21 protein-coding genes are annotated in these 26,258 nt (G+C 63.9%); 12 read left to right on the forward strand and 9 right to left on the reverse strand.

Translation table 11 applies throughout. The annotated features are described in order from the left end of the window. Positions 1 to 49: 49 nt before the first annotated feature. The 3 genes from FJW06_RS06165 to FJW06_RS06175 all read left to right on the forward strand — a co-directional run bounded on the left by FJW06_RS06165 (position 50) and on the right by FJW06_RS06175 (position 1,646). On the forward strand, positions 50 to 196 hold the full coding sequence (locus FJW06_RS06165) for a hypothetical protein (protein ID WP_181178173.1): 147 nt from the start codon (positions 50 to 52) through the stop codon (positions 194 to 196). Positions 197 to 307: 111 nt separating this feature from the next. Beyond that, positions 308 to 1,141, forward strand: coding sequence for an AraC family transcriptional regulator (locus FJW06_RS06170; protein ID WP_140749866.1), 834 nt, complete (start codon positions 308 to 310; stop codon positions 1,139 to 1,141). A gap of 85 nt (positions 1,142 to 1,226) precedes the next feature. Next, entirely contained in the window at positions 1,227 to 1,646 is a 420-nt protein-coding gene (locus FJW06_RS06175) for a VOC family protein (protein ID WP_140749465.1), read from the forward strand. Positions 1,647 to 1,819: 173 nt separating this feature from the next. On the opposite strand, the gene FJW06_RS06180 is transcribed toward FJW06_RS06175, so the two are convergent. Next, on the reverse strand, positions 1,820 to 3,289 hold the full coding sequence (locus FJW06_RS06180; protein ID WP_140749468.1) for a cobyric acid synthase: 1,470 nt from the start codon (positions 3,287 to 3,289) through the stop codon (positions 1,820 to 1,822). Then, a complete protein-coding gene (locus FJW06_RS06185; protein WP_140749471.1) occupies positions 3,289 to 3,894 on the reverse strand; it encodes a dimethylsulfonioproprionate lyase family protein in 606 nt (201 codons plus the stop codon). The genes FJW06_RS06180 and FJW06_RS06185 overlap by 1 nt, the downstream gene beginning before the upstream one ends. Positions 3,895 to 4,033: 139 nt before the next feature. Between FJW06_RS06185 and FJW06_RS06190 the strand changes: the two genes are divergently transcribed. After that, positions 4,034 to 5,200 (forward strand): isobutyryl-CoA dehydrogenase, encoded by a 1,167-nt coding sequence (locus FJW06_RS06190; protein WP_140749474.1) that lies wholly within the window; start codon positions 4,034 to 4,036, stop codon positions 5,198 to 5,200. 20 nt (positions 5,201 to 5,220) lie between these two features. Further along, positions 5,221 to 6,105: a 3-hydroxyisobutyrate dehydrogenase gene (mmsB, locus tag FJW06_RS06195; protein ID WP_140749477.1), complete on the forward strand. Its 885-nt coding sequence runs from the start codon at positions 5,221 to 5,223 to the stop codon at positions 6,103 to 6,105. A gap of 321 nt (positions 6,106 to 6,426) precedes the next feature. Here the strand turns inward: mmsB and FJW06_RS06205 are convergent, their stop codons facing one another. The 3 genes from FJW06_RS06205 to FJW06_RS06220 all read right to left on the reverse strand — a co-directional run bounded on the left by FJW06_RS06205 (position 6,427) and on the right by FJW06_RS06220 (position 11,312). Beyond that, on the reverse strand, positions 6,427 to 7,806 hold the full coding sequence (locus FJW06_RS06205; RefSeq protein WP_140749483.1) for an aspartate aminotransferase family protein: 1,380 nt from the start codon (positions 7,804 to 7,806) through the stop codon (positions 6,427 to 6,429). 205 nt (positions 7,807 to 8,011) lie between these two features. Then, positions 8,012 to 10,078, reverse strand: a complete 2,067-nt coding sequence (locus FJW06_RS06215; protein ID WP_140749489.1) for a prolyl oligopeptidase family protein — start codon at positions 10,076 to 10,078, stop codon at positions 8,012 to 8,014. 73 nt (positions 10,079 to 10,151) lie between these two features. Next, positions 10,152 to 11,312 (reverse strand): MFS transporter, encoded by a 1,161-nt coding sequence (locus tag FJW06_RS06220; protein ID WP_140749492.1) that lies wholly within the window; start codon positions 11,310 to 11,312, stop codon positions 10,152 to 10,154. Between the two features lie 242 nt (positions 11,313 to 11,554). On the opposite strand from FJW06_RS06220, the gene FJW06_RS06225 reads away from it, so the two are divergent. The 4 genes from FJW06_RS06225 (at position 11,555) to FJW06_RS06240 (ending at position 18,848) form a co-directional block, all read left to right on the forward strand. After that, positions 11,555 to 13,132 carry a trimethylamine methyltransferase family protein gene (locus FJW06_RS06225; RefSeq protein WP_140749495.1) on the forward strand — a complete coding sequence of 526 codons (1,578 nt, stop codon included), beginning with the start codon at positions 11,555 to 11,557 and terminating at the stop codon, positions 13,130 to 13,132. A gap of 102 nt (positions 13,133 to 13,234) precedes the next feature. Next, positions 13,235 to 15,805, forward strand: coding sequence for an FAD-dependent oxidoreductase (locus FJW06_RS06230; RefSeq protein WP_140749498.1), 2,571 nt, complete (start codon positions 13,235 to 13,237; stop codon positions 15,803 to 15,805). 171 nt (positions 15,806 to 15,976) lie between these two features. Further along, a complete protein-coding gene (locus FJW06_RS06235) occupies positions 15,977 to 17,488 on the forward strand; it encodes a glycosyltransferase family 39 protein (protein WP_181178161.1) in 1,512 nt (503 codons plus the stop codon). 19 nt (positions 17,489 to 17,507) lie between these two features. Further along, a complete protein-coding gene (locus FJW06_RS06240; RefSeq protein ID WP_140749504.1) occupies positions 17,508 to 18,848 on the forward strand; it encodes a Xaa-Pro peptidase family protein in 1,341 nt (446 codons plus the stop codon). Here the strand turns inward: FJW06_RS06240 and FJW06_RS06245 are convergent. Then, positions 18,816 to 19,655: a PhnD/SsuA/transferrin family substrate-binding protein gene (locus tag FJW06_RS06245; RefSeq protein ID WP_140749507.1), complete on the reverse strand. Its 840-nt coding sequence runs from the start codon at positions 19,653 to 19,655 to the stop codon at positions 18,816 to 18,818. The two genes, FJW06_RS06240 and FJW06_RS06245, sit on opposite strands and share 33 nt — an antisense overlap. Before the next feature lie 71 nt (positions 19,656 to 19,726). Beyond that, on the reverse strand, positions 19,727 to 20,740 hold the full coding sequence (locus tag FJW06_RS06250; RefSeq protein ID WP_140749869.1) for a fatty acid desaturase: 1,014 nt from the start codon (positions 20,738 to 20,740) through the stop codon (positions 19,727 to 19,729). Between the two features lie 237 nt (positions 20,741 to 20,977). On the opposite strand from FJW06_RS06250, the gene FJW06_RS06255 reads away from it, so the two are divergent. The 3 genes from FJW06_RS06255 (at position 20,978) to bmt (ending at position 23,616) form a co-directional block, all read left to right on the forward strand. Continuing rightward, positions 20,978 to 21,835 (forward strand): helix-turn-helix transcriptional regulator, encoded by an 858-nt coding sequence (locus tag FJW06_RS06255; protein ID WP_140749510.1) that lies wholly within the window; start codon positions 20,978 to 20,980, stop codon positions 21,833 to 21,835. Between the two features lie 71 nt (positions 21,836 to 21,906). Next, entirely contained in the window at positions 21,907 to 22,509 is a 603-nt protein-coding gene (locus tag FJW06_RS06260) for an urea carboxylase-associated family protein (protein WP_140749513.1), read from the forward strand. Positions 22,510 to 22,593: 84 nt separating this feature from the next. Continuing rightward, positions 22,594 to 23,616: a betaine--homocysteine S-methyltransferase gene (bmt, locus tag FJW06_RS06265; RefSeq protein WP_140749872.1), complete on the forward strand. Its 1,023-nt coding sequence runs from the start codon at positions 22,594 to 22,596 to the stop codon at positions 23,614 to 23,616. Between the two features lie 9 nt (positions 23,617 to 23,625). On the opposite strand, the gene FJW06_RS06270 is transcribed toward bmt, so the two are convergent. Both FJW06_RS06270 and FJW06_RS06275 read right to left on the reverse strand, forming a co-directional pair. Next, positions 23,626 to 23,895: a hypothetical protein gene (locus FJW06_RS06270; RefSeq protein WP_246674540.1), complete on the reverse strand. Its 270-nt coding sequence runs from the start codon at positions 23,893 to 23,895 to the stop codon at positions 23,626 to 23,628. A gap of 187 nt (positions 23,896 to 24,082) precedes the next feature. After that, positions 24,083 to 26,257: a VWA domain-containing protein gene (locus FJW06_RS06275; RefSeq protein WP_140749516.1), complete on the reverse strand. Its 2,175-nt coding sequence runs from the start codon at positions 26,255 to 26,257 to the stop codon at positions 24,083 to 24,085. Between the last annotated feature and the right edge of the window lies 1 nt (position 26,258).

The following is a 26,258-nucleotide window of genomic DNA, read 5'->3' on the forward strand; positions in this document are numbered from 1 at the left end:
GGCTGCTGGTACAATTCCGGTGTTGCGAATCATGTTGGAGGGGCCAGACATGAATCTCAGTGCACCCACCCAGCTTGTGTTCATTATTTCGTTGGTCACCGCCGTCATCGGCCTTCTCGCCGCTCTTGGCCTGCTTGCGCTTGCGTCCGTTTGGATCATGCTCATCGCCTATATGTGCTCGCCGCCGGCTGCCTGATGCGCGGCGCCTGAGCACAGCAATCTCAGGCAACTCGGAGCGCCCGGCCCAGCCGGGCGCTTTTGATTTGAGGACGTGGTCTGCTAGGCTTGCGCCATGCCCGACGAGCCCATGTGCGACGAGTCAGAGCGCCACCGGCAGGATAATCGCTCTCCCGCCCTCCATTTCGAGATGGTCCGGCGCAGGCCAGCCGCCTCGCTCGCCGGCATCGTCACCGACATCTGCGGTTATCGCGAAATATTGCCCGGCCATTTCAGCATCGTCGAATATGCCTCGCTCACCGTGCCGCTGGTGATCAGCTTCGCCGAAGCCTTCGCCATCGGTCTCGGCCACGAACCTGGGGACAATGACCTCTACGCCAGCTTCGCTGCCGGCCTCTATGCCGGCCCGGTCATCATCAAATCCTTCGGCGGCGCCTGCTGCGTCCAAGTTAACTTTACTCCGCTCGGAGCCAGGCAATTCTTCGGCCTGCCGATGAGTGAGCTGCGGGATCGCATGGTCGGACTGGACGATGCACTGGGCTTTGACGGGATCGTGCTGCGCGAACAGCTCGGCGAGGCGTCGGACTGGCACAAACGCTTCGACATAGCAGAGGGCTATATTACCCGCCGCCTCGCGCAAGCGCGTGCGCTTTCGCCCGAAGTCGCGTGGGCCTACCGGACGGTGGTCGCGTCGGGCGGCCGCACTCGGATTTCGGCGCTTGCCGGCGAAATCGGCTGGAGCCGCAAGCACCTTGCGGCCAAATTCACCGACGCGATCGGCATCGGCCCGAAGACCTTGTCGCGCATCGTGCGCTTCAACCGCGCGCTTTCGCTTTCAAAGCAGAAGGACGACGACTGGGCCGGCATCGCCGCCGATTGCGGCTATGCCGACCAGGCGCATCTGGTGCGCGAATTCCGCCAGCTTGCCGGCGAGACGCCGACCGGGCTCGCGGCGCTGATGTAGGCCTCAGCCGAGGTAACATTTCTTCAAGACGCAGGGGCCGCCCGTAGTCGAGACTGAGTACATCGACGCGAACGAGGAGATCGCCATGCCCACGTCAACCGAAGCACCCCGCATCTACCCAGCCCTGCGCTACAGAAACGCCGCCAAAATGATCGATTGGCTCTGCGAAGCCTTCGGCTTCGAGGTCCGCGCCCGCTATGGCGAAGGCGACATCGTTCATCACGCGGAGCTGACCTTCGGCTCCTCGATGATCATGCTGGGCACGGCGCGCGAGGACGACTACGGCAAGATGGTCGGTGATCCAGGCGGTGGTGGCGGCAAGTCGATCTACGTCGCCGTGGATGACGCCGATGCCGCCTATGCGCGCGCCAGGAAGGCCGGCGCGAAAATCATCCAGGAACTCGTCGACCGCGACTATGGCAGCCGCGAGTTCATCTGCCTCGACCCGGAGGGCAATGTCTGGTCCTTCGGCACCTATTGGCCGAAGGCAGGAGAGAAGCCGTAGGAAGTCAAACCGACGTTGGTGATTGGCGACACCATCCTAACGTCGTCATGCACGGGCGAAGCGGACGCGCAGACCCGAGGATGACGACCGGACGGGCGTCTCGGCCCAATCGCCGAGGCTGGCTGCATCAACGCAGCTAAAGTCAGCGCGTTAAAAACGTCTGCATCGAGCAGCTAACGGGCTAGCCCAAAGATCGCATCGCAGTCGAGATGTCGCTCCAGCTCGGCCGCGACCTCGTCCAGCGCCTTCTCGACCTCGGCGCGATAGTCGATGCCGCCGCCTTTGACGCCAAGGGTCTCCAGATAGGCGGCGCGAAAAGCGTCGGCGGAAAACAGCCCGTGCAGATAGGTGCCGATCACCTTGCCGTCGGCGGAAACCGCGCCGTCCTCGGCGCCGTTGAGGATCGTCGAAGGCCGCGCCGTGTCCGGACCGGTGGTGCGGCCGAGATGGATCTCGTAGCCTTCGAGCGGTAGGCCGAACTGCACCGACCGCGCGCTAGAATTGCGCACGGTCTTTTCCGGCTCCATCACCGTTTCGATGTCCAGCAGGCCGAGGCCCTCGGCCTCTCTCACGCTGCCTTCGATGCCATCCGGGTCGGTTACCTTTCTTCCGAGCATCTGGTAGCCGCCGCAGATGCCGACGACGTGACCGCCGCGCTTGCGGTGGGCGAGAAGGTCGCGACCCCAGCCGTTCTCGCGGAATTTTATGAGATCGCCGATCGTCGATTTGGAGCCGGGGATGACGACGAGCCCGGCATCTTCCGGCAGCCTCTTGCCCGGCGGCACGAACACCACCTCGACCTGCGGCTCGGCCTTCAGCGGATCGAGATCGTCGAAATTGGCGATGCGGGCCAGCATCGGCACCGCCACCTTCAGCGCCCGTTTTTCGCCGGAAGCGAGGCGTTCGAGCACCACGGAATCCTCGGATGGCAGCCGCCCGGCTGCCTTAAGCCACGGCACGACGCCGAAGCAGCGCCAGCCGGTGAATTTTTCGATCGCCTTGATGCCGTCGTCGAATAACGAGACATCGCCGCGGAACTTGTTGATGAGATAACCGGCGATCATGTGCCGGTCCTCTTCCGGCAGGATGAGATGCGTGCCGGCGACCGAGGCAATGACGCCGCCGCGATCGATGTCGCCGACCAGGATCACCGGCACATTGGCGCGCGTCGCGAAGCCCATATTGGCGATGTCGCGGCTCCTGAGATTGATCTCGGCCGGTGAGCCTGCGCCCTCGACGACGACGAGGTCGGCTCCCTCGCCGACTTTGGCCCAGGAATACAGCACCGCGTCCATCAGCCCGGCTTTCATTGCCTGATAGTCGCGCGCCCGCGCCTCGCCATAGACCCTGCCCTGCACCACCACTTGGGAGCCGATATCGCTCTGCGGCTTGAGCAGCACCGGGTTCATATGGACGGTCGGCCTCACCCCGCAGGCCAGCGCCTGCAGCCATTGCCCGCGGCCGATCTCGCCTTCGCCGGTCTCGCCGGGAATGTCGGCAACGGCGGCGTTGTTCGACATGTTCTGTGGCTTGAACGGCCTGACCTTCAGGCCGCGATTCTTCGCGGCACGGCAAAGCCCGGCCACCAGTACGGTCTTGCCGACATCCGAGCCGGTGCCTTGCAGCATGATTGTTTTTGCCATCAGTCCCTGCCTCCCGAGCCGATGATCGATTTCTGCGCCAGCGGTCCGCCGCGCCAGAGATAGAGCGCCATCAGCGGCTCGTTACCGGTGCGCATGGCATGGCTGACATTCGAGGCGTGGTGGATGACCTCGCCGGCGCCGCGAATGTGAAAGCCCCCCTCGCCCATCCGCCACTCGGTGCCTCCGGTCAGTGGGATGTAGATCTCCTCGGCGATATGGTGATGGTCGGGATAGACGATGTTCGGCCCGAGGATCAGCAGACCGCCCGCGACCGCGTCGTTGACGAAATGCCCGCGCGTGCCGAACACTTCCAGCCAGCCGTAATTGTCGATGAAACCCTGCCCGAAATCGGCGGCGCTGTAGGTCTGCCCCCAGCGCAGTTCGTCCCGATGGTCGGCAACGAACCGCGCCAGAGGCTTGGCATCGGCCGGTGCAAGCGCGGCGACGCGATCGAGATAGCCGAGGCAGCCAAGCACGCGCGCTTCGAGCGCACGAGCCGACATGTCCCAGCCGATGCGCGCGGCTTCGTCGGCGACGAGATCGCTGTCGACGCCGCCGAGATAGGCTTGGAACCGCTCCAGCAACTCATCGAAAATTGTCGGCACGCACGAGCTCCGTTCGTCACTCCCTGCACAGCCGGTTCTCAACGGCCCGGGTTGCGCGGCGGCATCATTGGTCTAGATTGAACGGCGCGCAAAGCCAAAAACGACAGGCCAGAAGGCCTGAAACGACAGGGAGCACGCCATGGACGCGGCAGTCGATGCGGGCACTGGCCAATTCGAACTCAACGAGGAACAGCGCGCCATCCAGGAGATGGCCCGAGCCTTCGCGTCGGACCGCGTCGCGCCCAATGCGCTCGACTGGGACAAGGCAAAGCACTTCCCCGCCGATGTGATCCGAGAGACCGGGCCGCTCGGCCTGGGCGGCATCTATGTGCGCGACGATGTCGGCGGCTCAGCGCTTGGGCGGCTGGACGCGGTGCTGATCTTCGAGGCGCTTGCCCACGCCGATCCGGCCTTCTCTTCCTTCATTTCCATCCACAATATGGCGGCCTCGATGATCGACAGCTTCGGCTCAGACGAGCAGCGCCAGCGCTTCCTGCCGAAACTGACCTCGATGGAGTGGCTGGCGAGCTATTGCCTGACCGAGCCCGGCTCCGGCTCCGATGCGGCGGCGCTGAAGACGCGGGCGGTGAGGAGCGGCGGCGATTACGTGCTCGACGGCGCCAAGCAGTTCATTTCCGGGGCCGGCGACAGCGATCTCTATGTCGTGATGGCGCGCACCAGCGGCGACGGCCCGAAGGGCATTTCGACCTTTGTCGTGCCCAAGGATGCGCCGGGCCTGTCCTTCGGCGCCAACGAGCACAAGATGGGCTGGCACATGCAGTCGACCCGCCAGGTCATCTTCGAGGATTGCAAGGTGCCAGCCGAAAACCTGCTCGCCGCGGAAGGCGCCGGTTTCGGCATCGCCATGGCGGGGCTCGACGGCGGAAGGCTGAACATCGCCGCCTGTTCGCTGGGCGGCGCGCAGTCGGCGCTCGACAAGGCGCTCGCCTATACAGCCGAGCGCAAGGCCTTCGGCTCCAAGATCAACCAATTCCAGGCGCTGCAGTTCAGGCTGGCCGACATGGAGACGGAGCTGCAGGCGGCGCGCATCTTCCTTTACGCCGCCGCTTCCAAGCTCGACCGCAAGGCGCCCGACGCCGGCAAATGGTCGGCGATGGCCAAGCGCTTCGTCACCGATGTCGGCTTCGATGTCGCCAACCAGGCGCTGCAGCTGCATGGCGGCTACGGCTATCTGCATGATTATGGCATCGAGAAGCTGGTGCGGGATCTCCGCGTCCACCAGATCCTCGAAGGCACCAACGAGATCATGCGCGTCATCATTGCGCGCTCGCTGATTGGGCGCTGACGCAAAATCGGGAGAAAACGATGGCAACCATCGCCTTCATCGGCCTCGGCAATATGGGCAATCCGATGGCCGCTAACCTTGTCAAGGCAGGGCATGCGGTAAACGGCTTCGATCTGGTTCCCGACAACCTCACTGTGGCGAAAGGACATGGCGTCACCGTCATGGCAAACGCCGTCGCCGCAGTGAAGGATGCCGACGTCGTCATCACCATGCTGCCTGCCGGCAAGCATGTGTTGTCGGTCTATGAGGACATCGCGCCCAAGGCAAAGGAAGGTGCGCTATTCATCGATTCCTCGACCATCGATGTCGAATCGGCGCGCAAAGCGCATGCGATTGCCGCCAGGCATGGCCTGCAGTCGATCGACGCGCCGGTCTCCGGCGGCACGGGTGGCGCGACGGCCGGCACCCTGACCTTCATGGCCGGCGGTTCGGACGAGGCGTTTGCTGCCGCCGAGCCGATCCTGCAGCCGATGGCCGGGCGCGTCGTCCATTGCGGCGGCGACGGTGCTGGTCAGGCCGCCAAGATCTGCAACAACATGATTCTCGGCATTTCGATGATCGGCGTTGCCGAGGCCTTCGTGCTGGCCGAAAAGCTCGGCCTCTCGCATCAGGCGCTGTTCGACGTGGCCTCGACCTCGTCGGGCCAATGCTGGTCGCTCACCACTTACTGCCCGGTGCCCGGCCCCGTTCCGACTTCGCCGGCCAACCGCGACTACAAGCCGGGCTTTGCCGCCGCGCTCATGCTCAAAGACCTCAAGCTTTCGCAGGAAGCCGCGCAAAGCGCGGGCGCCGTGACCCCGCTCGGCGCCGAAGCCACGCAGCTTTATGCCTTGTTCAACGCACAGGGCCACGCCGGCGCCGATTTTTCCGGCATCATAAATTTCTTGCGCGGCGATAAAAGCTAAGGAGCTGCTTTCCAACGATTATTAGCGAATTTTTTCGACAGAAAGCCGGCAAATTTAGATTTGCTTAAGGTCTTGCTAACGCACCGGTAACGATGTGCCTTTAAAACGGATTGCGAGGCGGACATCGCGTCTGCCCGGCGCTCCGGATCAGGTCTCGCGTACCGGAGCCCGTAAGTTTCGCAAGTGTTTCGTAGCGAAACGCCAAGCGTATCTGGCAAAGCCGCGTTCCCGTTGGGGCGCGGTTTTTGCGTTGTGGGGACATCACGCGAAATGTCCGGGAATGGACCGGGCGCCCACTGAGGAGCGCCCGGAGAATATCCCTCAGCGCTTGCGCAAATCGGCATCCGCGAGATCGAGCGCCTTGGCGATCCGCTCGCAGGCCATGTCGATCGTGTCGCGCGTCCAGATCAGCGGCGGCGACAGGATCATGGTGTCCCCGGTGGCCCGCATCATCATGCCGTTCGCGACCGCATAGTCGCGCACGACGACGGCAGCGCTTCCCGACGGCAGATAGCGTTCCTTGGTTGCCTTGTCCTTGACGATCTCGATCGCGCCCATCAGGCCGATCGAGCGCACCTCACCGACCAGTCTGTGCCCGGCGATCCGCTCCTGCAGCGCCTGCGCGAAATAGGGACCGGTGTCGTTCTTGACACGCTCGACCAGGCCTTCCTTCTCGATGATTTCGAGGTTCTTCAGGGCCACCGCGCAAGCCACCGGATGACCGGAATAGGTGTAGCCGTGATAGAACTCGCCGCCTTTCTCGACCAGCGTCTTGGCGATGCGGTCGCCGACCAGCAGCGCCGAGAGCGGCTGATAGCCCGAGGTCAGCGCCTTGGCGGTGGTGATGGTGTCAGGCTCGATGCGGAAAGTCTGCGCCGCGAACCATTCGCCGGTGCGGCCATAGCCGGTGATGACCTCGTCCAGCATCAACAGCACGTCGTATTTGCGGCAGATGCGCTCCACTTCCGGCCAATAGCTCATCGGCGGGATCTTCACCCCGCCGGCGCCCATCACTGGTTCGCCGATGAAGGCGGCGACCTTGTCGGCGCCGGCCTCGAGAATCGCGTCCTCGACCGCCTTGGCTGCGCGGATGCCGAAATCATGGTCGCTTTCGCCAGGCAGCGCGAGCTCATAGGCATAGGGCATCATCACGTGGACGATGTTGGGCACCGCGCCGCCGAGCTGCTTGTGCATCGGCTCCATGCCGCCCAGCGACGTGCCGGCGATCGTCGAGCCGTGATAGGCCGACTTGCGCGAGATGACGCGGTTCTTCTCGGGCTTGCCTTCAAGCGCCCAATAATGGCGCGCGAGCCTGAGCGCCGTGTCGTTGGCTTCCGAGCCGGACGAGCCATAAAAAACCTGGCTGACATGCGTCGGTGCCAGCTCCGCCAGCTTCTTCGACAACAGCACCGGCGTCGGCGTCGAGCATTTGAAGAAGGAGTTGTAGTAAGGCAGCTCCTTCATCTGCGCGTAAGCCGCCTCGGCCAGCTCGTCGCGGCCGTAGCCGACATTGACGCACCACAGGCCTGCCATGCCGTCTAGGATTTCGGTACCGTCGGCATCGTAGATGAACGGGCCATTGGCATGGGTGATGATGCGCGAGCCCGCCTCGCGCAGCTCCTTGTGGTCGGTGAAGGGGTGAAGGTGATGCGCGGCGTCGATCTGCTGAAGCTGCTTCAGCGAATAATTCTGATAAGTCATGGATTTGATCTTTCCTCTTGAATCAATCCGGCAACGGCCGGGGCGGATTCTTAGAGAAAGGCAGGCGGCGAATAGCCGATACGGGCGCACAGCCGCAACAGCTCGGCGCGAAGGGTCCGCGGTGACGGCGTCACCGCGACCCCGAAGGCGCCTGAGGTGCTGAAATGGATCATGGCGGCAGCTTATGCCGCCTGGGGCCTAAAATTCAAGCTGTTCCGGTTAGCGCCCGCTGCAGGAATATATAGCGCATCGCCGTCTGCGCCGCTTGCGGCCGGCGGTCGCCTCGTCCGCCATGACCGCCTTCGGTCTCCTCGAAGAACAGTGTCCTGTCGTGACCCGCTTCCTGCAATCGCGCCGCCATCTTGCGCGCATGTCCGGGATGGACGCGGTCATCGGCGGTGGATGTCATCAAGAGCACCGGCGGATAGGAGACATCGGCCGCGACATGCTGGTAGGGCGAATAGGCGCCGAGCCAGACGGCTTCTTCCGGCTTCGACGGATCGCCATATTCGGCGATCCACGAGGCGCCGGGCGGCAGTTCGGTATAGCGCAGCATGTCGAGCAACGGCACGTCGATGATAACGGCGCCGAACAGCTCCGGGCGCTGCGTCAGCGACGTGCCGGTGAGCAGGCCGCCATTCGAGCCGCCCTGGATGCCGAGCTGCGCAGCCGTGGTGATGCCGCGCTTGACCACATCCTCGGCCACCGCCGCGAAATCGTCGAATGCGTTCTGGCGCTTGCCCTTGAGCGCCGCCTGGTGCCAGGCCGGGCCGAACTCGCCGCCGCCGCGGACGTTGGCCTGGACATAGGCGTTGCCCTTGTCCAGCCAGAGCTTGCCGCGGATGCCGGCATAACCGGGCAGCAGCGGCACTTCGAAACCGCCATAGCCATAGAGCAGCGCCGGCACCGGCCCGTTCTGGTCGCGGCGCCGCACCACGAAATACGGAATCATCGTGCCGTCCTTCGAGCGCGCCTCGAACTGCTCCGAGACATAAGGTGAGGCATCGAAGCGGGCCGGCTGCGATTTCACGGTTTCAAGCGTCTCGCCATTGTCGTCCGACCAGATGATCGAGCTCGGCGTCAGGAAATCGGTGAAGGAGAAGGAGACGCTCGAGCCGAAATGCTCGACATGGCTGATGCCGACATTGCCGTTGTCGGGCAGCGCTACCGGCTTGAGCGACCAGCCCTCGGCGGTGCGGTCGCAGGCAACGACCTTGCCGCGCACATTGTCCATCAGGTTGATGAACAGCCTGTCCTGCGTCCTGGCGAGCCCGGCGACCGAAACGCGATGCGCCGGCGCAAGCACGGTCTCGAACGGCCCGAACGCGCCGCTCTCGATCCAGCGGTCGAAATCGGCGGAATAAAGCCCGTCGGGCAGGCATTGCGTGCCGTCAGGCGCCGTCCATGGGCTGCGCACGCCGAAGATCAGCTGTCCCTTGAAGATCGCCGTGTCGGTGGCGTCGTCGGGCAGCGGGATGCGCCGGTTCTCGCCGGAAGCCAGCCGCAGGAAACTGTGCGAGGTGAAGAAGTCGAGCGTCTTGCCGAGCAGCACATGCCGCTTGTCGCCGTCATATTCGACACCGCCGCCGACCGCGAGATGCTGCTTTTCGCCTTCGAAGATCGGCGTCGCGTCCTCCAGCTTCGTGCCGCGCCGCCAGAGCTTGATCACGCGCGGGTAGCCGGACTGGGTTTTGTCGTCCTCTTCGAAAGCCGCCGACACGATCACCGTGTCCTTGTCCAGCCAGGAAAAGCCCGACTTGGAGGCGCGCGCGGAAAACCCGCCATCGACAAAGGACCTCGTCACGATGTCGAATTCGCGCATCTCGCTGGCGTCGCCGCCGTCAGGCGACATGTAGAGCAGGCAGCGGTTGAAATCGGGATAGAGCCGGCTCGCCCCGCCGAACACCCATTTGATGCCCTCTTTCGCCGAGAGCTGGTCGAAGTCGATGATCGTTTCCCACTCCGGCTCCTTGGTCTTGTAGGAAGCGACAGGCGTGCGCCGCCACAGGCCCAGCGCATTGGTCTTGTCTTGCCAGAAATTATAGACGTGGCCGGCAAGTGCGGCCCCGACCGGGATATTGTCCTCGGCGGTCATCAGGTCGAGCGCGGTTTCAAAGGTCGCCTGATAGGAAGGGTCGCCCTGCAATTCGGCGATCGTCAGCGCATTCTGGCGATGAACCCAGTCCAGCGCTTCCTTGCCGTTGCGATCCTCCAGCCACCGGAAGGGATCGTCCACCGAATCGGGCCGGGTTTTGGTCATCGTGCTGGTCATGCGGGTCTCCATCTGGCGGCCCCGCCTACATCGCGTTCGCTGTGTTGATATTCAAGAGCCGTTGTGGGGTCGATCACAAAACCCGCCGGCGCACGACCGTTGCCGCCGCCAGCGCCGCGCAGATGGCGCCCAGCATCACCGGCAAGCCGGCGGCGCCGATGACATCCATCACGCCGCCGGTGAGCGGCGGCACGACGATGCCGCCAAGGCCCCACATCAGCGAGAAGGCGGCGTTGCCGGCAACCAGCGCCGAGCCGGTGAAGCGTTCGCCGAGCTCGATGATCGACATCGTGTAGATGCCGTAGGACACCGCGCCCCAGACGAAGACGCAGACCCAGATCAGCGGCGTCTCGATCAGCGCCGGCAAGAGCACGCATCCGAGGATGGTCACCACCACGCAGCCGAAGCGCACCAGGCGCGCCGTCAACCTTTCGGCAAGCAAGCCGAGCGGCACCTGCATGGCGATGTTGCCGGCGATCATCGCCGAAAGCAGCGCCGACATGCGGGCTTCGGGAATGCCGTGATGCGTGCCATAGACCGGCAGCAGCGCCAGGATCGTCTGCTCGAAACCGGCCGCTACAACGACCGCGGACAGAAGCAGCCAGGCCATTGGTATGAAATCCAGCACCGATACTTTGTTCTCGGCCTCCTCGACCTTGGGCAAGCGCCGCACCACCGCGGCGAGGCAGACGCCGCAGAAGACGAAAGCAGAAATGCCGACTAGGAAAGGCGGCCAGCCTTCGGTGCCGACGGCAAGCAGGCAGAGCGGTCCGGCCGCGAAGCCGGCCGAGATGATGGTGGAATAAACGCCCATGACGCGGCCGCGCCGCGACGGCGGCGCCAGCGCGATCACCCAGATCTCGCTCAGCACATAGAGCGGGTTGGTCACCACGCCGATCAGGAAGCGCAGCGGAAACCACAGATAGACATTCTGCATCCAGCCGATCAGCGCCAGCACAAGCGCCGAGAGAGCGGCGCAGGTGAGCGCGGTGCGCCCTGCCCCGAAGCGGCGCGCCAATCCCGGGATCAACGGCGAGGACAAGATGAAGCCGACCGGCGTCATCGCCGCCGACAGCCCGATCATCGCCGGCGAAACGCCTTGCCGCTGCAGGATGAAGCTCAGCAGCGGATAGGAAAGCCCTTGCGCGATGGCGAACACCGATACGGTCGCGATCACGCCGGTGATCGCGGCCCACCGCACGCTCTCGCTGCTGTTTGAATCCGCCAGAGCCATCAGTTCCTGATCCAATCGGTCGAAGGCTTAGCCGTTGCAGCCGGTTGCCGTAAGGCCCACGGCCCGCGAAAGCGGATGCTCCAGCCAAACCCTGTCAGGAGCCCCGGCGCTGCAGGGAGGGCTTGCTCAAGCTCCCCTTCCGGCATGTCGCTTCCCTCGCCCTAGTGGTCGCCGCCACCTCACCGGCAGCATTGCCGCCGGTCCATTATGCCGGCCAATTTCGCATCCTGACGAGGCTTCTCATGACCGCCGCCCTTCATCCCGCCGAACCGGCACTGGCAACCGATCGCGCCCGCCGTGGCGGCCGTGCCGGCAAGCGCGCCGGCGGCTCGGCCGCCTTCGAGCAGCCCGCCTTCCGACAGCTGAAGAACCCGCTGACGCCGACCAAGCTGGTGTCCGACGACGAGCTGGAATCGATCCACCTCGCCTCGCTGCGCGTGCTGAAGGAGATCGGCGTCGACGTCCTCCACGACGAAGCCCGCCGCATCATGAAGGCGCATGGCGCGGATGTGCGCGAAGGCTCGGAACGCGTGCACTTCGACAGCGACATGGTCCTCGAGCTTGTGTCGCACTGCCCGTCGGAATTCACGCTGCATGCCCGCAACCCGGCGCACAATCTGCGCTTCGGCGGCAACAACATAATCCTGTCGATGATGGCTTCGGCGCCGAACTGTTCCGACCTCGATCGCGGCCGCAGGCCCGGCAACCAGGCGGACTACCGCAATTTCCTGCGCCTGGCGCAGATGCATAACATCCTGCAGTGCACCGGCGGCTATCCGGTCGAACCCATCGACATCCATCCGTCGGTCCGCCACCTGGAATGCATTCGCGACCTCGCCATGCTCACCGACAAGGTCTTCCACATCTATTCGCTCGGCAAGGAACGCAATGTCGATGGCATCGAGATCACCCGCATCGCCCGCGGCGTCAGCCGCGAGCAGCTGATGCAGGAGCCCTCGGTCTTCACCATCATCAACACCAATTCGCCGCTCAAGCTCGACGTGCCGATGATGGAAGGCATCATCCAGATGGCCAGCATGGGCCAGGCCGTCATCGTGACGCCGTTCACGCTGTCCGGCGCCATGGCGCCCGTCACCGTCGCCGGCGCGCTGGTACAGCAGAACGCCGAGGCGCTCTCCGGCATCGCCTTCGCGCAGATGGTCAAGAAAGGCGCGCCGGTCGGCTATGGCGGCTTCACCTCCAACGTGGATATGAAGTCCGGCGCGCCGGCCTTCGGCACGCCCGAATATATGAAGGCGCAGCTCGTCGGCGGCCAGCTCGCCCGCCGCTACAACATCCCCTACCGCACCTCCAACACCTGCGCCGCCAACACGGTCGACGCGCAGGCCGCCTATGAAAGCGTATTTTCGCTCTGGGGCGCCATCCAGGGCGGCGGCAATCTGATGATGCACGGCGCCGGCTGGCTGGAAGGTGGCCTGCGCTGCTCCTATGAAAAGACCATCCTCGACATCGACCTTCTGCAGATGGTGGCCGAGTTCCTCACCCCGCTCGACCTCTCCGAGGACGCGCTCGGCTTCGACGCCATCCAGTCGGTCGGCCCTGGCGGCCATTTCTTCGGCACCCAGCACACGCAGGAGCGCTACAAGACCGCCTTCTACTCGCCGATCGTCTCCGACTGGCGCAATTTCGAGACCTGGACCGAGGCGGGTTCGCCGACGGCGCTCGAACGCACCAACAAGGTGTGGAAGGAGCGCCTTGCCTCCTATGAAGAGCCGTATATGGATCCGGCCATCCGCGAGGAACTCAACGACTTCGTCGAAAAGCGCCGCGCCGAAGGCGGCGCGCCGACGGATTTCTGATTTTCTGGTTGCTGGTGAGCACTCGACCCCCACTCCGTCGAGCTTCGCTTAGCCTCCACACCAATCATTTGATTCAGTCTCTGTAAAAACGGATCTATCTGCATGAAATCCCACGTAAAAGCGGTTGTCATCGGCGGCGGCGTCGTCGGCTGCTCGGTGCTCTATCACCTTGCCAAGGCCGGCTGGACCGACATCATGCTGATCGAGCGTTCGGAGCTGACTTCCGGCTCGTCCTGGCACGCTGCTGGCGGCTTCCATACGCTCAACGGTGACCCGAACGTCGCCAAGCTGCAGGCCTATACGGTCCAGCTCTACAAGGAGATCGAGGAGCTCTCCGGCCAATCCTGCTCGCTGCACCTCACCGGCGGCGTCATGATGGCCGACACGCCCGAGCGCATGGACTTCCTGCGGTTGGCCCACGCCAAGGGCCGTTATCTCGGCATGGACACCGAGCTGATCACGCCCTCGGAAGCCAAGGCCATGTTCCCGCTGATGGACGAGAAGAACTTCGTCGGCGCCATGTGGGATCCGGTCGAAGGCCATCTCGACCCGTCCGGCACCACCATCGCCTATTCCAAGGCCGCGAAAAAGCTCGGTGCCGAGATCGTGCTGCGCAACCGCGTCGTCGACCTCACGCAGCAGCCGGACGGCACCTGGAACGTCGTCACCGAGCAAGGCACGGTCCATGCCGAGCATGTCGTCAACTGCGGCGGCCTGTGGGCGCGCGAGATCGGCCGCATGGTCGGCGTCGAGCTGCCGGTGCTGGCGATGGAGCACATGTACCTGCTCACCGAGCCGATGCCGGAGGTCGAGGAATTCAACAAGTCGACCGGCCGCGAGATGATCGGCGTGCTCGACTTCAAGGGCGAGATCTACACCCGCCAGGAGCGCAACGGCATCCTGCTCGGCACCTATGAGAAGGCCTGCAAGCCGTGGTCGCCGGTCAACACGCCGTGGGATTTCGGCCATGAGCTTTTGCAGCCCGATATCGACCGCATCGCGCCGTCGCTGGAGATCGGCTTCAAGCATTTCCCCGGCATCGAGAAGGCCGGCATCAAGCAGATCATCAACGGCCCCTTCACCTTCGCGCTCGACGGCAACCCGCTGGTCGGCCCGGTGCAGGGCCTGACCAATTTCTGGTGCGCCTGCGCGGTCATGGCCGGCTTCAGCCAGGGCGGCGGCGTCGGCCTGGCGCTGTCGAACTGGATGGTGCATGGCGATCCGGGCTTCGACGTCTGGGGCATGGACGTCGCCCGCTTCGGTGAATGGGCGACGCTGCGCTACACCAATGCCAAGGTGCGCGAGAACTATTCGCGGCGCTTCTCGATCCGCTTCCCGAACGAGGAATTGCCGGCCGCCCGTCCCGCGCAGACCACGCCGCTTTACGACACCATGCTCGCCAACAACGCGGTCATGGGCGATAGCTGGGGCCTGGAAACCCCGCTCTGGTTCGCGCCGAAGGGCACGGAGCCGAAGGACATCGTCTCCTTCCACCGCTCCAATGATTTCGGCCCGATCGGCGAGGAAGTGCGCGCCACGCGCGAGAAGGTGGGCGTCACCGAGATCGCCAACTTCGCCAAATACGAGGTGTCTGGCCCGGGCGCGGAAGATTTCCTCAACCGGCTGATGACCAACCGCATGCCGAAGACCGGCCGCATCGTGCTCACCCCGATGGTCAACGAGTTCGGCAAGCTGATCGGCGACTTCACCATCGCCAAGACCGGCGAGGACCGCTTCATGATCTGGGGCTCGTCGGCCGCGCAGAAATATCACATGCGCTGGTTCGAAAAGCATCTGCCGAAGGACGGTTCGGTGCGCATCCATCGCTTCGACCAGACGCTGGTGGGTCTCTCGATCGCCGGTCCGAAGTCGCGCGACCTGCTGCAGAAGCTTGTCGACGTCGATGTCTCGACCAAGGCCTTCCGTTTCATGGACTTCCGCGAGATGGCGGTCGGCGGCGCGCCCTGCATGGTCAACCGCATCACCTATACCGGCGACCTCGGTTACGAGATCTGGATGGCGCCGGCCTATCAGCGCCTTGTCTACAAGGCGATCAAGGACGCCGGCGAAGAGTTCGGCATTGTCGATTTCGGCATGCGGGCGCTACTGTCGATGCGTCTGGAAAAGAACTTCCCGACCTGGTTCCGCGAGCTGCGCCCGATCTACGGCCCGTTCGAGGGCTCGATGGACCGCTTCATCAAGCTGGAGAAGAACGACTTCATCGGCCGCGAGGCATCCGCCAAGGAGCAGGCCGAAGGCCCGAAGCTGCGCCGCGTTTCCTTCATCGTCGACGCCATCGACGCCGACGTGATGGGCGACGAGCCGATCTGGGCCAAGGTCAGCAAGGATTACGGCACGGTCGAGAAGCCGCATGGCTACGGCGCGCCGCGTTTCGACGAGACGGGCAAGGAAGTACGTGGATCCAAGGCCGCCGAAGGCGCTTCCGCCGTGCGCGGCATCGTCGATGGCGAATGGCGCGTCGTCGGCTGGGTGACCTCGGGCGGCTATGCGCATTACGTCCAGAAATCGATGGCGCAGGGCTATGTGCCGGCCGCCCTTGCCGAGGACGAAAGTACCGGTCTGTTCGAGATCGAGATTCTCGGCCACCGCCGCCCGGCCCGGATCAATGTCGAGCCGCCCTTCGATCCGAGCGGCGAGAAAATGCGGACCTGACGCGTAGTGTGACGCGGTTTTCCGCCCGGAATTGCGTAAAGCAGACAGAAAGAGCGGTTTGCCGTTTCTTACGAAACGGTGAACCGCTCTGGCGACTTGTTGGATCGCGCCGGTTGCTGTGGCATGGTTTATGCCCCGCTACCAGCGCATCAGGATGAGAAGACCACCCCCTTGCGGCAGCTAGAGAAATGGACCGATTGGCTCTGCGATGGACGGGTCGGTCCATTCAGCGCCGCGATCGTGTCGGTCCTCGCCTATTGCCTGACCCAGATTGTGGCGATGGCGCTTTTGTCCCACTTTGCGGGCACGGGCGTCGGCGTCGACGATTCCGAGCAGCTGATGGAAATGCGGTTCCTCGCCGCCGGCTATGGCAGTTCGCAGCCGCCTCTATACACCTGGCTGGCGATGCTTGCGGCCTCGCTGGTCGGGACCAGCGTCCTTGCCCTCAAGATCGTCAAATACGGCTTGCTGGCCGCGGGGCTGACCGCGTATTTCACCGCCATACGCCGCCTCGGCTACTCGAACCGCGCCGCTGCCGCCGGCATGTTCGGGCTGCTTTTGTTTCCCCAGATCTTCTGGGAGATGCAGCACGCCCTCACCCACTCGGTCGCCATATTCTGCTTCACCTCGGTGCTGCTTCTGGCGCTGGTCGAGGTCGAGAAGCGGCGATCGGCCATCGCCTATGCGTTTTTCGGCCTGGTGACGGCGGCCGCGATGCTGTCGAAATACAACATCGTCATCTTCCTTGCCGCCCTGTTCCTGGCATCTCTCTCGGTTCGCGAGACGCGTGAGGCGATCTTCGACCGCCGTTTCGCAATCAGCGTGATAGTAGCGGTCCTCGCCTGCTTGCCGACGCTTTACTGGAGCCTGACCCATCTGGAAGATCTGCTCGCGCACCAAGGGGGCCTAGGCGTCGCCGAAGGCGGCAATGTTGCAAGAACGGCACTTCTCGGCATCCGCAGACTGGCCAACGCCATCGTCAATTTCGCTGGATTGCCGGTCGCGCTTTTTGCCGTCGCCTACGGCCTGGCTATAAGAAAACGGACGGAGCCGCCTCAACCGGTAAGGTGGCCGGAAAAGCTGTTGTGGCGAGCGATCGTGCTTGGTCTGGTGGTCGTGGTGACGGTCGTGTTGGCGGCCGGCATCACCCAATTTCGCGACCGCTGGATGCTGCCCATCTTCATTCTCCTTCCCGCGGCCTTGGCCATGCGCTTCGAGGCCATGGGCCAGAGGGGCCGAAAGACGCAAACCGCCATCGTCTTCGTCGCCGCGCTCCTTGCCGTCCTCGTGCTGCCGCTGAGCTGGTACATGCACCTTGAGGGCGGCGACAATCGCGGCAGCATCGTGCGGATGGACTACCGGTCGCTTTACGACCAGATCAACGCCGAAGGACCGGTCAAGACCGTGGTCTCGAGCTGGTTCTGGGTCGGCAATCTGCGCCTGGTCGATGCCGATCTGATCGCGCTCGATGACGAGACGCCGGACTTCGCCCGCTCGATCCGCGAGCCGGCGGTGCTCGTCCTGACCGACGACAGGGAATCGTCCTCGGATGTCTTCGAAGAGCTGGCGAGGGCCGGCTACGCGATGGACACCGTCCATCGCACGATCGAGGTGCCCCAGGCGCTCGGCTTTCCGCCGCGCAAGGTCACGATCACCAAACTGCACAAGAAGACCGCGCCGTAAGGTTCAGAGGGGGGGACGAATGGACACGCAACGCTTCGGCCGCCATCGCAAGATCATGCCCTTCGAACCCGGCTCCGTCGAAGCGCTGCGCGAGGCCTCCCGCGATAAGGCGGCCTCGCTCAACCAGCATGTGCTGGGCTATGGCGCAACAGCCGAAGCGGAATGGGCCGCGGCCGGCATCGCTGCGCCCGACCTTGCCGCCATGCGCGGATACCGACTGGAACGCATCCGCGCCGAGCTGAAGCGCCGCGACTATGCCGGCGCCCTGCTCTACGACCCGGTCAACATCCGCTACGCGACGGATTCGACCAACATGCAGCTCTGGGTCGCGCACAACCCGACCCGCCACTGCTTCGTCGCCGCCGAGGGCCCCGTGGTGCTTTTCGACTATTTCTCCTGCGAGCACCTGTCCGACCATTCGGGTGTCGTGGACGAGGTGCGCCCGGCGGTTTCGTGGATGTATCTCTACAGCGGCGAATTGACTGATGAGAAGGTCCGGCGCTGGGCCGCCGGCATCGCCGAACTCGTTGCCGAGCATGGCGGCGGCAATCGCCGCATTGCCGTCGACCACATCAATCCCGAAGGCGTCGAGGAACTCGCCCGTCGTGGGATTTCCGTCGGCAATGGCGAGGCGGTGATGGAGAATGCGAGGCTCATCAAATCGCCGGACGAGATCCTCGCCATGCGCCGTTCGATCGTCGCCTGCGAGGCAGCGATGGGCGAGATGGAAGCCGCGCTCAAGCCCGGCGTCTCCGAAAACGAGCTCTGGGCGGAACTGCATCGCGGCAACATCGTGCGCGGCGGCGAATGGATCGAGACGCGGCTCCTGTCGTCCGGCCCGCGCACCAATCCCTGGTTCCAGGAATGCTCCTCGCGCGTCATCGAGAATGGCGACCTCGTCGCCTTCGACACGGACCTGATCGGTCCTTACGGCTTCTGCGCCGACCTTTCGCGTACCTGGCTTTGCGGCGACAGGCAGCCGTCGAACGAGCAGCGCGATCTCTTCCGCATCGCCGCCGATCAGATCGCCCATAACACCGACCTGATGCGGCCGGGCATCTCGTTCCGAGACCTCGTCGAGCGCTCGGCGGTGCCGCCGGACGATTGCTATCCGACGCGCTACGGAGTGCTCTATCATGGCGTCGGCCTGGCCGACGAATATCCGACGCTGCCGCACCCCGGCGATTGGACCGCCGACACGCCGGATGGCGTGCTCGAACCAGGTATGGTGCTCTGCGTCGAAAGCTATATCGGCAGGCTGGGCGGACGCGAGGGCGTCAAGATCGAGGAGCAGATCCTGATCACCGAGAGCGGCAACGAGAAGCTGTCAGCCTACAAGCTGGACGAGCGGCTGCTCTGACGCGCCGCTTTCGACCGCCGCGACGGCCTCGCGCATCGCGGCAATGGTTTTTTCCGCTGTCGTCCTGGCGGTGATATAGGGCAAGCCCTTGCGCCGTGCCGTCCAGCCGACCACCTTCACGCCTTTCCCTGCCGGCTCGAAACGCTGCGCCAGCGCCCAGCTCTGGCAGTCGATGGCGGCGATATCGGCCCTGCCCTCCGCGACCGCGACGATCGACGACCGATGACCGCCGCTCTCGCTGCGCGAGGAAAAGATGTCCAGGCTTTCGCCCAGCGCCTCCAGGTGGCGCGTCAGCGCGATGACGCCGGACATGGAATCGATGCTATTGAAGGTGAAGCGCCTGCCGCGCAGGAGATCGAGCGGAATGGCCGCCCTGCCGTCCGCAGGGGCAGGCATCGATGCCTTGCCGTCTGCCAGCATCACCAGCGCGCTGGAATAGAGTTCCCCCTGCCCGCCCTCGAACGCATCGTAATTCGGCTGCGCAACCACCTGCACATGCCGGGCGAGCCCGAGTTCCATCGGGCCCCAGCAGGTTTGCCCGAAGAGCAGCGCCGGGCTCAGCCAAAGTTCGTGAAAATCGAGCTCGTCCGGGGGCAGCGTCGCCGGATCCGGCGCAATCAGCTTAGCGGCGTCATCGAGGATCCCGCCGGGCACTGGCGGCAGATCGCCATTGCGGCGCACGAGCGTTTCCGGCGCATCGATGCCCCTTTGCCGGAAGGCGTCGCGGAGCCGCGTCCATTGGGCGTCGACTTCGCCGCGCACTTCGGGCCAGTCATACATCGGCAGGGCCGCAACGAACTTGCTCATGTCGAACAGCTTTCAAAGACAGGCGACCTCAGCGCCTGCGTTCCGCCGCGAAAAAACCGGGCGCGGAAAAATTACTCTTTCGGCGGCTCGGCCGGAACCGGCGCCGTGCCAAGCCCGCTGACACTGCGCGCCCTGACGCGCGGCTTGAAGGCGCGGCCCGGCTCCGGCGCACGACGCAGCACCGGATGAACGACGGGCTCCTTGGCCTTGAAGGCATAGGATTTGATCAGCGCCAGATAGTTCGGATAGACATAGCCGTTGTTCATCCGCAGCCATTCTTCGCGGCGTTCGCGAAAGAGCGTCGGCAATCTGTACCAGGCAACCGTCGGGCTCTTGTGATGCACGAAATGCAGGTTGTTGTTGAGGAACAGGAACGACAGCGGCGAGCGTTCGACGATGATGGTGCGCCCTTCCGGATGCTCGGACCACTGATGCTCGGCATAGGTGCGCACCGAAATCAGCGACTGCCCAAGCCATACCGGCACCAGCGCATAGAGCCAGAGCGGAATGCCAAAGCCGAAGGTCACGATCGGAGCCACGACGGCAATGCCGACGGCATGCAGCAGCCAGGCCTTGCGGATCGCCTTGTCGCCGGCGGCGATCTGCTTGGCGTCGTCGATGAAGAAGCCGACCGAGGACAGCCATGGCCCGAGGATGAAGCGGCCGACCATGGTGTTGTTGATCTTGAGCAGGAACTTCATCGCCGGTGGCAGTTCCTCATGCATCCAGAGCGCCTGGTAATAGCTCTCGGGGTCGTCAAGCGGGTCGGTCAGCCGCTCATCGGCATGGTGGCGCAGGTGGATGGTCTTGAAACGCCGGAACGGCCAGACCAGTCCGATCGGCAGGAAGGCGAAGGCTTCGTTGATCCTGGCGCTGCGGGTCGGATGACCGTGCAGCACCTCATGCATCAGCGAGGATTGGAGCGCGAGAATCAGCGCCAAGGCGATCAAGGCGATCAAGGGATGGGATGGCCAGAGCAACAAGCCGATCGCGAACCATGCGCCGTAGCAGAAGAGTGCGAGGAATACCGTCGGCCATTCGATTGCCGGTGCGCTGCCACGTCTCTTAATTATGCCGGTATTCATGCTTGCCATGCTATCGACCACTGCCTTCCAGTCGCCGGAACCAACTCGGTTCCTGACAACATTGTGTCAGGAGCCTATCGTTGTCGCAATGCGACAAAGCGCACAAACTGTTGCGAATGCGCACTTTCAGCCGCATATGTTATACATTGTAAACAAACATGGGGATTCATTTCCGTCTGAGCCACTTTCAGCACGGCTCCGGCGCAAATTTTTCCTCTCCAAAGCAGGAGCAGCGTCATGGACAAGCGCGATCTTTCGACTCTGTTCAGGGAGCGGCTGAAATTGCTCTTGACACGCTCCGACCTCAACCAGTCGGCCTTCGCGACGGCCGTCGGCATCGACCGCTCGGCGCTGTCGCAACTGCTTTCCGGCGCCTCTACCCGCCTGCCACGCGCCGAGACGCTTCTCAACATCGCGGCCGAGTTCAAGGTGTCGCTCGATTGGCTGCTGGGCCTCTCCCACGACGAGGGCGTCACCGGCGAAATTAGAGAAAGCCTCGAGATCGAGGAGGCGCCGGACGGCTTCGACCGCACCTTGCTCGCCAAGTGGCATGCCGAGGCGGCAGGCACCAAAATCCGCTACGTGCCGGCGGGCATCCCCGACCTTTTGCGCACCGAAGCGCTGGTCGAATACGAGGCCGGCATCGCCAACAAGAGCCGCGAGGCGCAGGCCGGCGAAACGCAATACCGCATCGACTATACGAGGCGGCCGGAGACCGACATGGAGGTCTGCATGCCGCGCCACACGCTGGAGATCTTCGCGCGCGGCTTGGGCATCTGGGACCGTTTCCCGGAAGCCGAGAGGCGCAAGCAATTGCTGCACATGGCAGCCCTTCTCGACGACCTTTACCCGACTTTCCGGCTGTTCCTTTATGACGGCCGCATGCGCTATTCGATCCCCTACACCATCTTCGGCCCCTACCGCGCCGCGATCTATGTCGGCGACATGTATCTGGTGTTGAACGCCACCCAGCCGATCCGCACCCTCGCCAGCCACTTCGACAACCTGATCCGCGCCGCCGACATCAACGCGCATGAGGCCGCGAGCTTCACGCAGAAGCTGGCTGCAATGTCTTTCCCGTCAGGTTCTGTCTGATTGCCGGTGTCGATATCATATTGGACATCGGCCACCCAATTCGGCCGCCGTTCATTCTTTCAGGGAAACCCATGCGATCATCGCGTCACGTCGTCGTTCCTCCTCAGTCGGGCCGTTCAATACGCGTCAGGCGCGGCGATCTGATCCGCATCATCGATCCCAAGGGCCAGCAGGTCTCGGACCTCTGGGCCTTCTCGACCGAAGGCAGGCTCGACTGGCTGAGCACGTCGCAGACCCGCGACATCACCGAGCGGCTGTTCCCGAAGCCCGGCGACCATTTCTATAGCGCCGCGGGCAGGATCATGCTGACGCTGATCGAGGACGCCTCGCCCGGACCGCACGACATGCTCTACCCGGCCTGCGACGGCGCGCTCTACGAACGCGCCGGCCTGCCCAACCACCCGAACTGCCGCGACAATCTGATGACGGCCCTCGCCGCAGAAGGCATCGACCTGCCCTTCGCGCCCGACCCGGTCGACCTCTTCCAGAACTCCTTGCCGCAGCCGGACGGCACGCTTGTCGTCGAAGCATCGATCAATCCGCCTGGCGGTTACGTCGCATTGCGCGCCGAACAGGACCTCCTGCTCGTCGTCACCGCCTGCTCGGTCGACCACCACCCGACCAACGGTGATGCCTGCACCGAGATCGAGGTCGAGATCACACCGACCGCATAAGGTCCTCTCGGTCGCAAACTCGTTGACTAGACATAAAGACTTCTTTATATCGTTATTTGAATTCCAAACACGAAAGCCATGGCTATGACCGCGACCAACCCGATTGACGCATTGCTTTCCGAAAAGGGCGTGCTTCTGGCCGACGGCGCCACCGGCACCAATCTGTTCGCGATGGGCCTGCCGGCCGGCGAGGCGCCCGAGCTGCTCAACGAGACGGCGCCCGAGACCATTGCCAGCCTGCATCAGAATTTCGTCGATGCCGGCGCCGATATCATTCTCACCAACTCCTTCGGCGGCACCCGCCACCGGCTCAAGCTGCATCATGCGCAGGACCGCGTGCACGAGCTGAACAAGCGCGCCGCCGAGATCGCACGTTCGGTCGCCGACAAGGCCGGCCGCAAGGTGATCGTCGCTGGCTCCGTCGGCCCGACCGGCGAGCTGCTGGTGCCGCTCGGCGCGCTGACTTACGACGATGCCGTCGACGCCTTCGCCGAGCAGATCGAGGGCCTCAAGGCCGGCGGCGCCGAAATCGCGTGGATCGAGACCATGTCGGCGCCCGACGAGATCCGCGCCGCGGCCGAGGCCGCCATCCGCGTCGGCCTGCCCTATACCTATACCGGATCCTTTGACACGGCGGGCCGCACGATGATGGGCCTGCTGCCGAAGGACATCCACGCCGTCGCCGACGGGCTGTCGCAGGCCCCGCTCGGCGTCGGCGCCAATTGCGGCGTCGGCGCTTCCGATATCCTCGCCTCGCTGCTCGACATGACCGAGGCGAAGCCGGAAGCGACCGTGATCGTCAAGGGCAATTGCGGCATTCCGGAATTCCGCGGCAGCGAGATCCACTATTCCGGCACGCCCGAACTGATGTCCGATTATGTGCGGCTGGCGGTCGATGCCGGCGCGAAGATCGTCGGCGGCTGCTGCGGCACGTCGTTTGCCCACCTTGCCGCCATGCGCAAGGCGCTCGACGCCCACACCAAGGCTGAGCGCCCGACCGTCGAGACGATCGTCGAACGCATCGGCCCGATGCGCAACAAGATGGCGACGGCAAACATCGCCGAAACCAGCGAAGGCCGCCGCGAACGCAGGCGCAGCCGCGCCTGACAGGCCTGCTTATTTGCTGTTTTCGGCGTAGCGCGACAGCGCCGTGTTGAAATCGACGACGTTCTGATCGTCGGAGTTCATCGTCGCCAGCGCGCCAGATGTGCCTGGATCGCTGATCTGCTCCAGCATCACGCGAAACCGGTCGTTGTTGAGCGCCGAAAGCGCCGTGTTGCGGGCCGCATCGACATCGCTCCTGATGCGAGTGGATTCGGCGGACAATCCCCGCACCGACGCACTGGCCGCCGTCGAGTTCGCGTTCCCGATTGTCGTGATATGCACTGCTAATTCCTCAAAGCCCTATCGGCGCGAACTAACAAAAGTTAATTGCCGCGAGGTTCCGGAAAAGCCACGCAATTTAACGATCCAAAAGGCGGTTCTGGGGCAGCGACATGCATCAAAAAAGACCTAAGCGCGTCGCACCGCGACGCGCTTAGCCTCCGCCGACCCCTTTTTGAACTCCAACTCTCTACTTGCTGCCGTCCAGCGATGCGGCAAGCCGCACAAGCGACAGGAATTCCGCCCTGTAGCCGAACGGATCGGCGCCGCGCGCAGCGTTTGCGATCTCGGCGATCCGGTCGTAGCCGAAATTCGCTGTCTGATCCTCGTCGCGCAGCTTCTGCCCGAAGGCGGCGACGGCGACCGAGAAGCGCTGGTCGGCGCCGGCCGCGTCAAAGGACTTGACCTCGTTGGCGATGGTCACCGGAGTGGTGATCAGCTTCGAGACATCCTCGTCCGGAAGCTTGTAGCGGATCTTGACGAAGGCATATTCGTCGGCATTGGCAACGCCGCCATTGTCAACCTTGGCCTGGCCGTAGCGCAGCGGATCGACCTGCTCGCCGCCGCTCTCCTTCGGCGTGATCTCGTAGAGCGCCGTCACCGAATGGCCGGAACCGATATCGCCGGCATCGACGCGGTCATTGTTGAAATCCTCGCGCTTCAAGGCCCGGGTCTCATAACCGACAAGACGGTATTCCGACACGGTCGCCGGGTTGAACTCGACCTGGATCTTGACGTCCTTGGCGATGGGAAACAGCGTCGAGGACGCATCGTCGACCAGCACCTTCTGCGCCTCGGCAAGCGTGTCTATATAGGCAGCCGTGCCGTTGCCGTTCTGGGCGATGGTCTGCATCATCTGGTCATTCAGATTATCGCGGCCGAAGCCGAATACCGACAGGAACACGCCTGTCTTGCGCTCCTTCTCGATCAGACGCTTGAGGTCGTCGTCATCGGTCTGGCCGACATTGAAGTCGCCGTCGGTGGCCAACATCACACGGTTGACGCCGTCCTTGACGAAGGATTGCTGGGCAAGCTTGTAGGCCTCGCGGATGCCTTCCTCACCGGCCGTCGAGCCGCCGGGCTCGAGATTGTCGATGGCCGCAAGGATCTTCTGCTTTTCCGACGCCTTGGTCGGCATCAGCACGGTGCCGGCATTGCCTGCATAGGTGACGATCGAGACGGTATCGTCGGGTTTGAGCTTGCTGACCAGCAGCCTGAAGGCGGATTTGAGCAGCGGCAGCTTGTCCGGCTCGTCCATCGAGCCCGAGACGTCGATCAGGAAGACCAGACTGGCCTTCGGCTGCTCGGCCGGCTTGACGTCGAAACCCTTGATCGCGACATGCATGAGCTTGGTGTGCTCGTTCCACGGCGTCGGCATCACGGTGACGGTCGAGTTGAACGGCGTCTTGGCCGAGTCCGGACCTTTCCAGTCATAAGGGAAGTAGTTGATCATCTCCTCGACGCGAACCGTGTCCGGGTCTGGCAGGCTGCCCTCCTTCAGCGAGCGCCGCACGAACGAATAGGAAGCAGTGTCGACGTCGATCGAGAAGGTCGAGACCGGATCCTGCGCCGTTTCATGCACCGGATTGGTCTTGAACGTCTCGATGCGGTCGCGGTTTTCCTCCCGCGGCTGCATCTGGTCAGCCGGCATGGGCGGTGGCTGCACCATCAGCTTGGAATCGGCGACCTGTGGCGGGGACGCCGGCATGGCTGCCGCGCTGCCTGCCGGCGCCTGATCGGCCCCCGCGGCTTCATCCTTTAACGGCGGTGAAAACTGCACCTTGCCCGGCGAACCAGCCTTGCCGCCGGCGGCGAGCTGACCGCTTTCGCCAGGCGCGGGCATCGCCTCGGGCGCTGCCTCCTGCTTGAGCAGGCTGTCGACCTCGGTCGCCGGCTTGGGAGCTGCCGGCGCCATCTGGGAATTCGCGAGCGTCTCGGCGTCCGCGTCGGTCTTCTTCGCCTTCGCTGGCGCAGCCGTCAGCGGCGCGTTGATCGCCGGTTGCTCCGGCGCCCGCTTTTGCGCCGGCTTGTCGGCCAGCGTCTCCGTGACCTTGCCGTTATCGCCGCCCATGACCGGCTGCTGTTCCTTCAACATCTCGAAAGCGGCATAGCCGGCGATAGGCAGCGCGACCAGCGCGGTGATGGCCGGCGTGGCAATGAGTTTCCGTTGCATGATGTCTCTCCAGAGCTTTTGTGCTCGCTCGGTGAGACGAAGGCCTGCCGGCGTTCCTTTGGCGACCGGCGAATTTTTTTCGTCCAAGTCGAACGCCTGCATCGCGGCGGCCAGCGCGCGCGCCTTGGCCTCGCCGTCCGGTGTCGGTACAGCGATGTCGCGCAGCCTTTCGAGTTCGTTGTCGTCGACCATG

This window comes from Mesorhizobium sp. B4-1-3 (assembly GCF_006439355.1).
GTDB lineage: Bacteria > Pseudomonadota > Alphaproteobacteria > Rhizobiales > Rhizobiaceae > Mesorhizobium.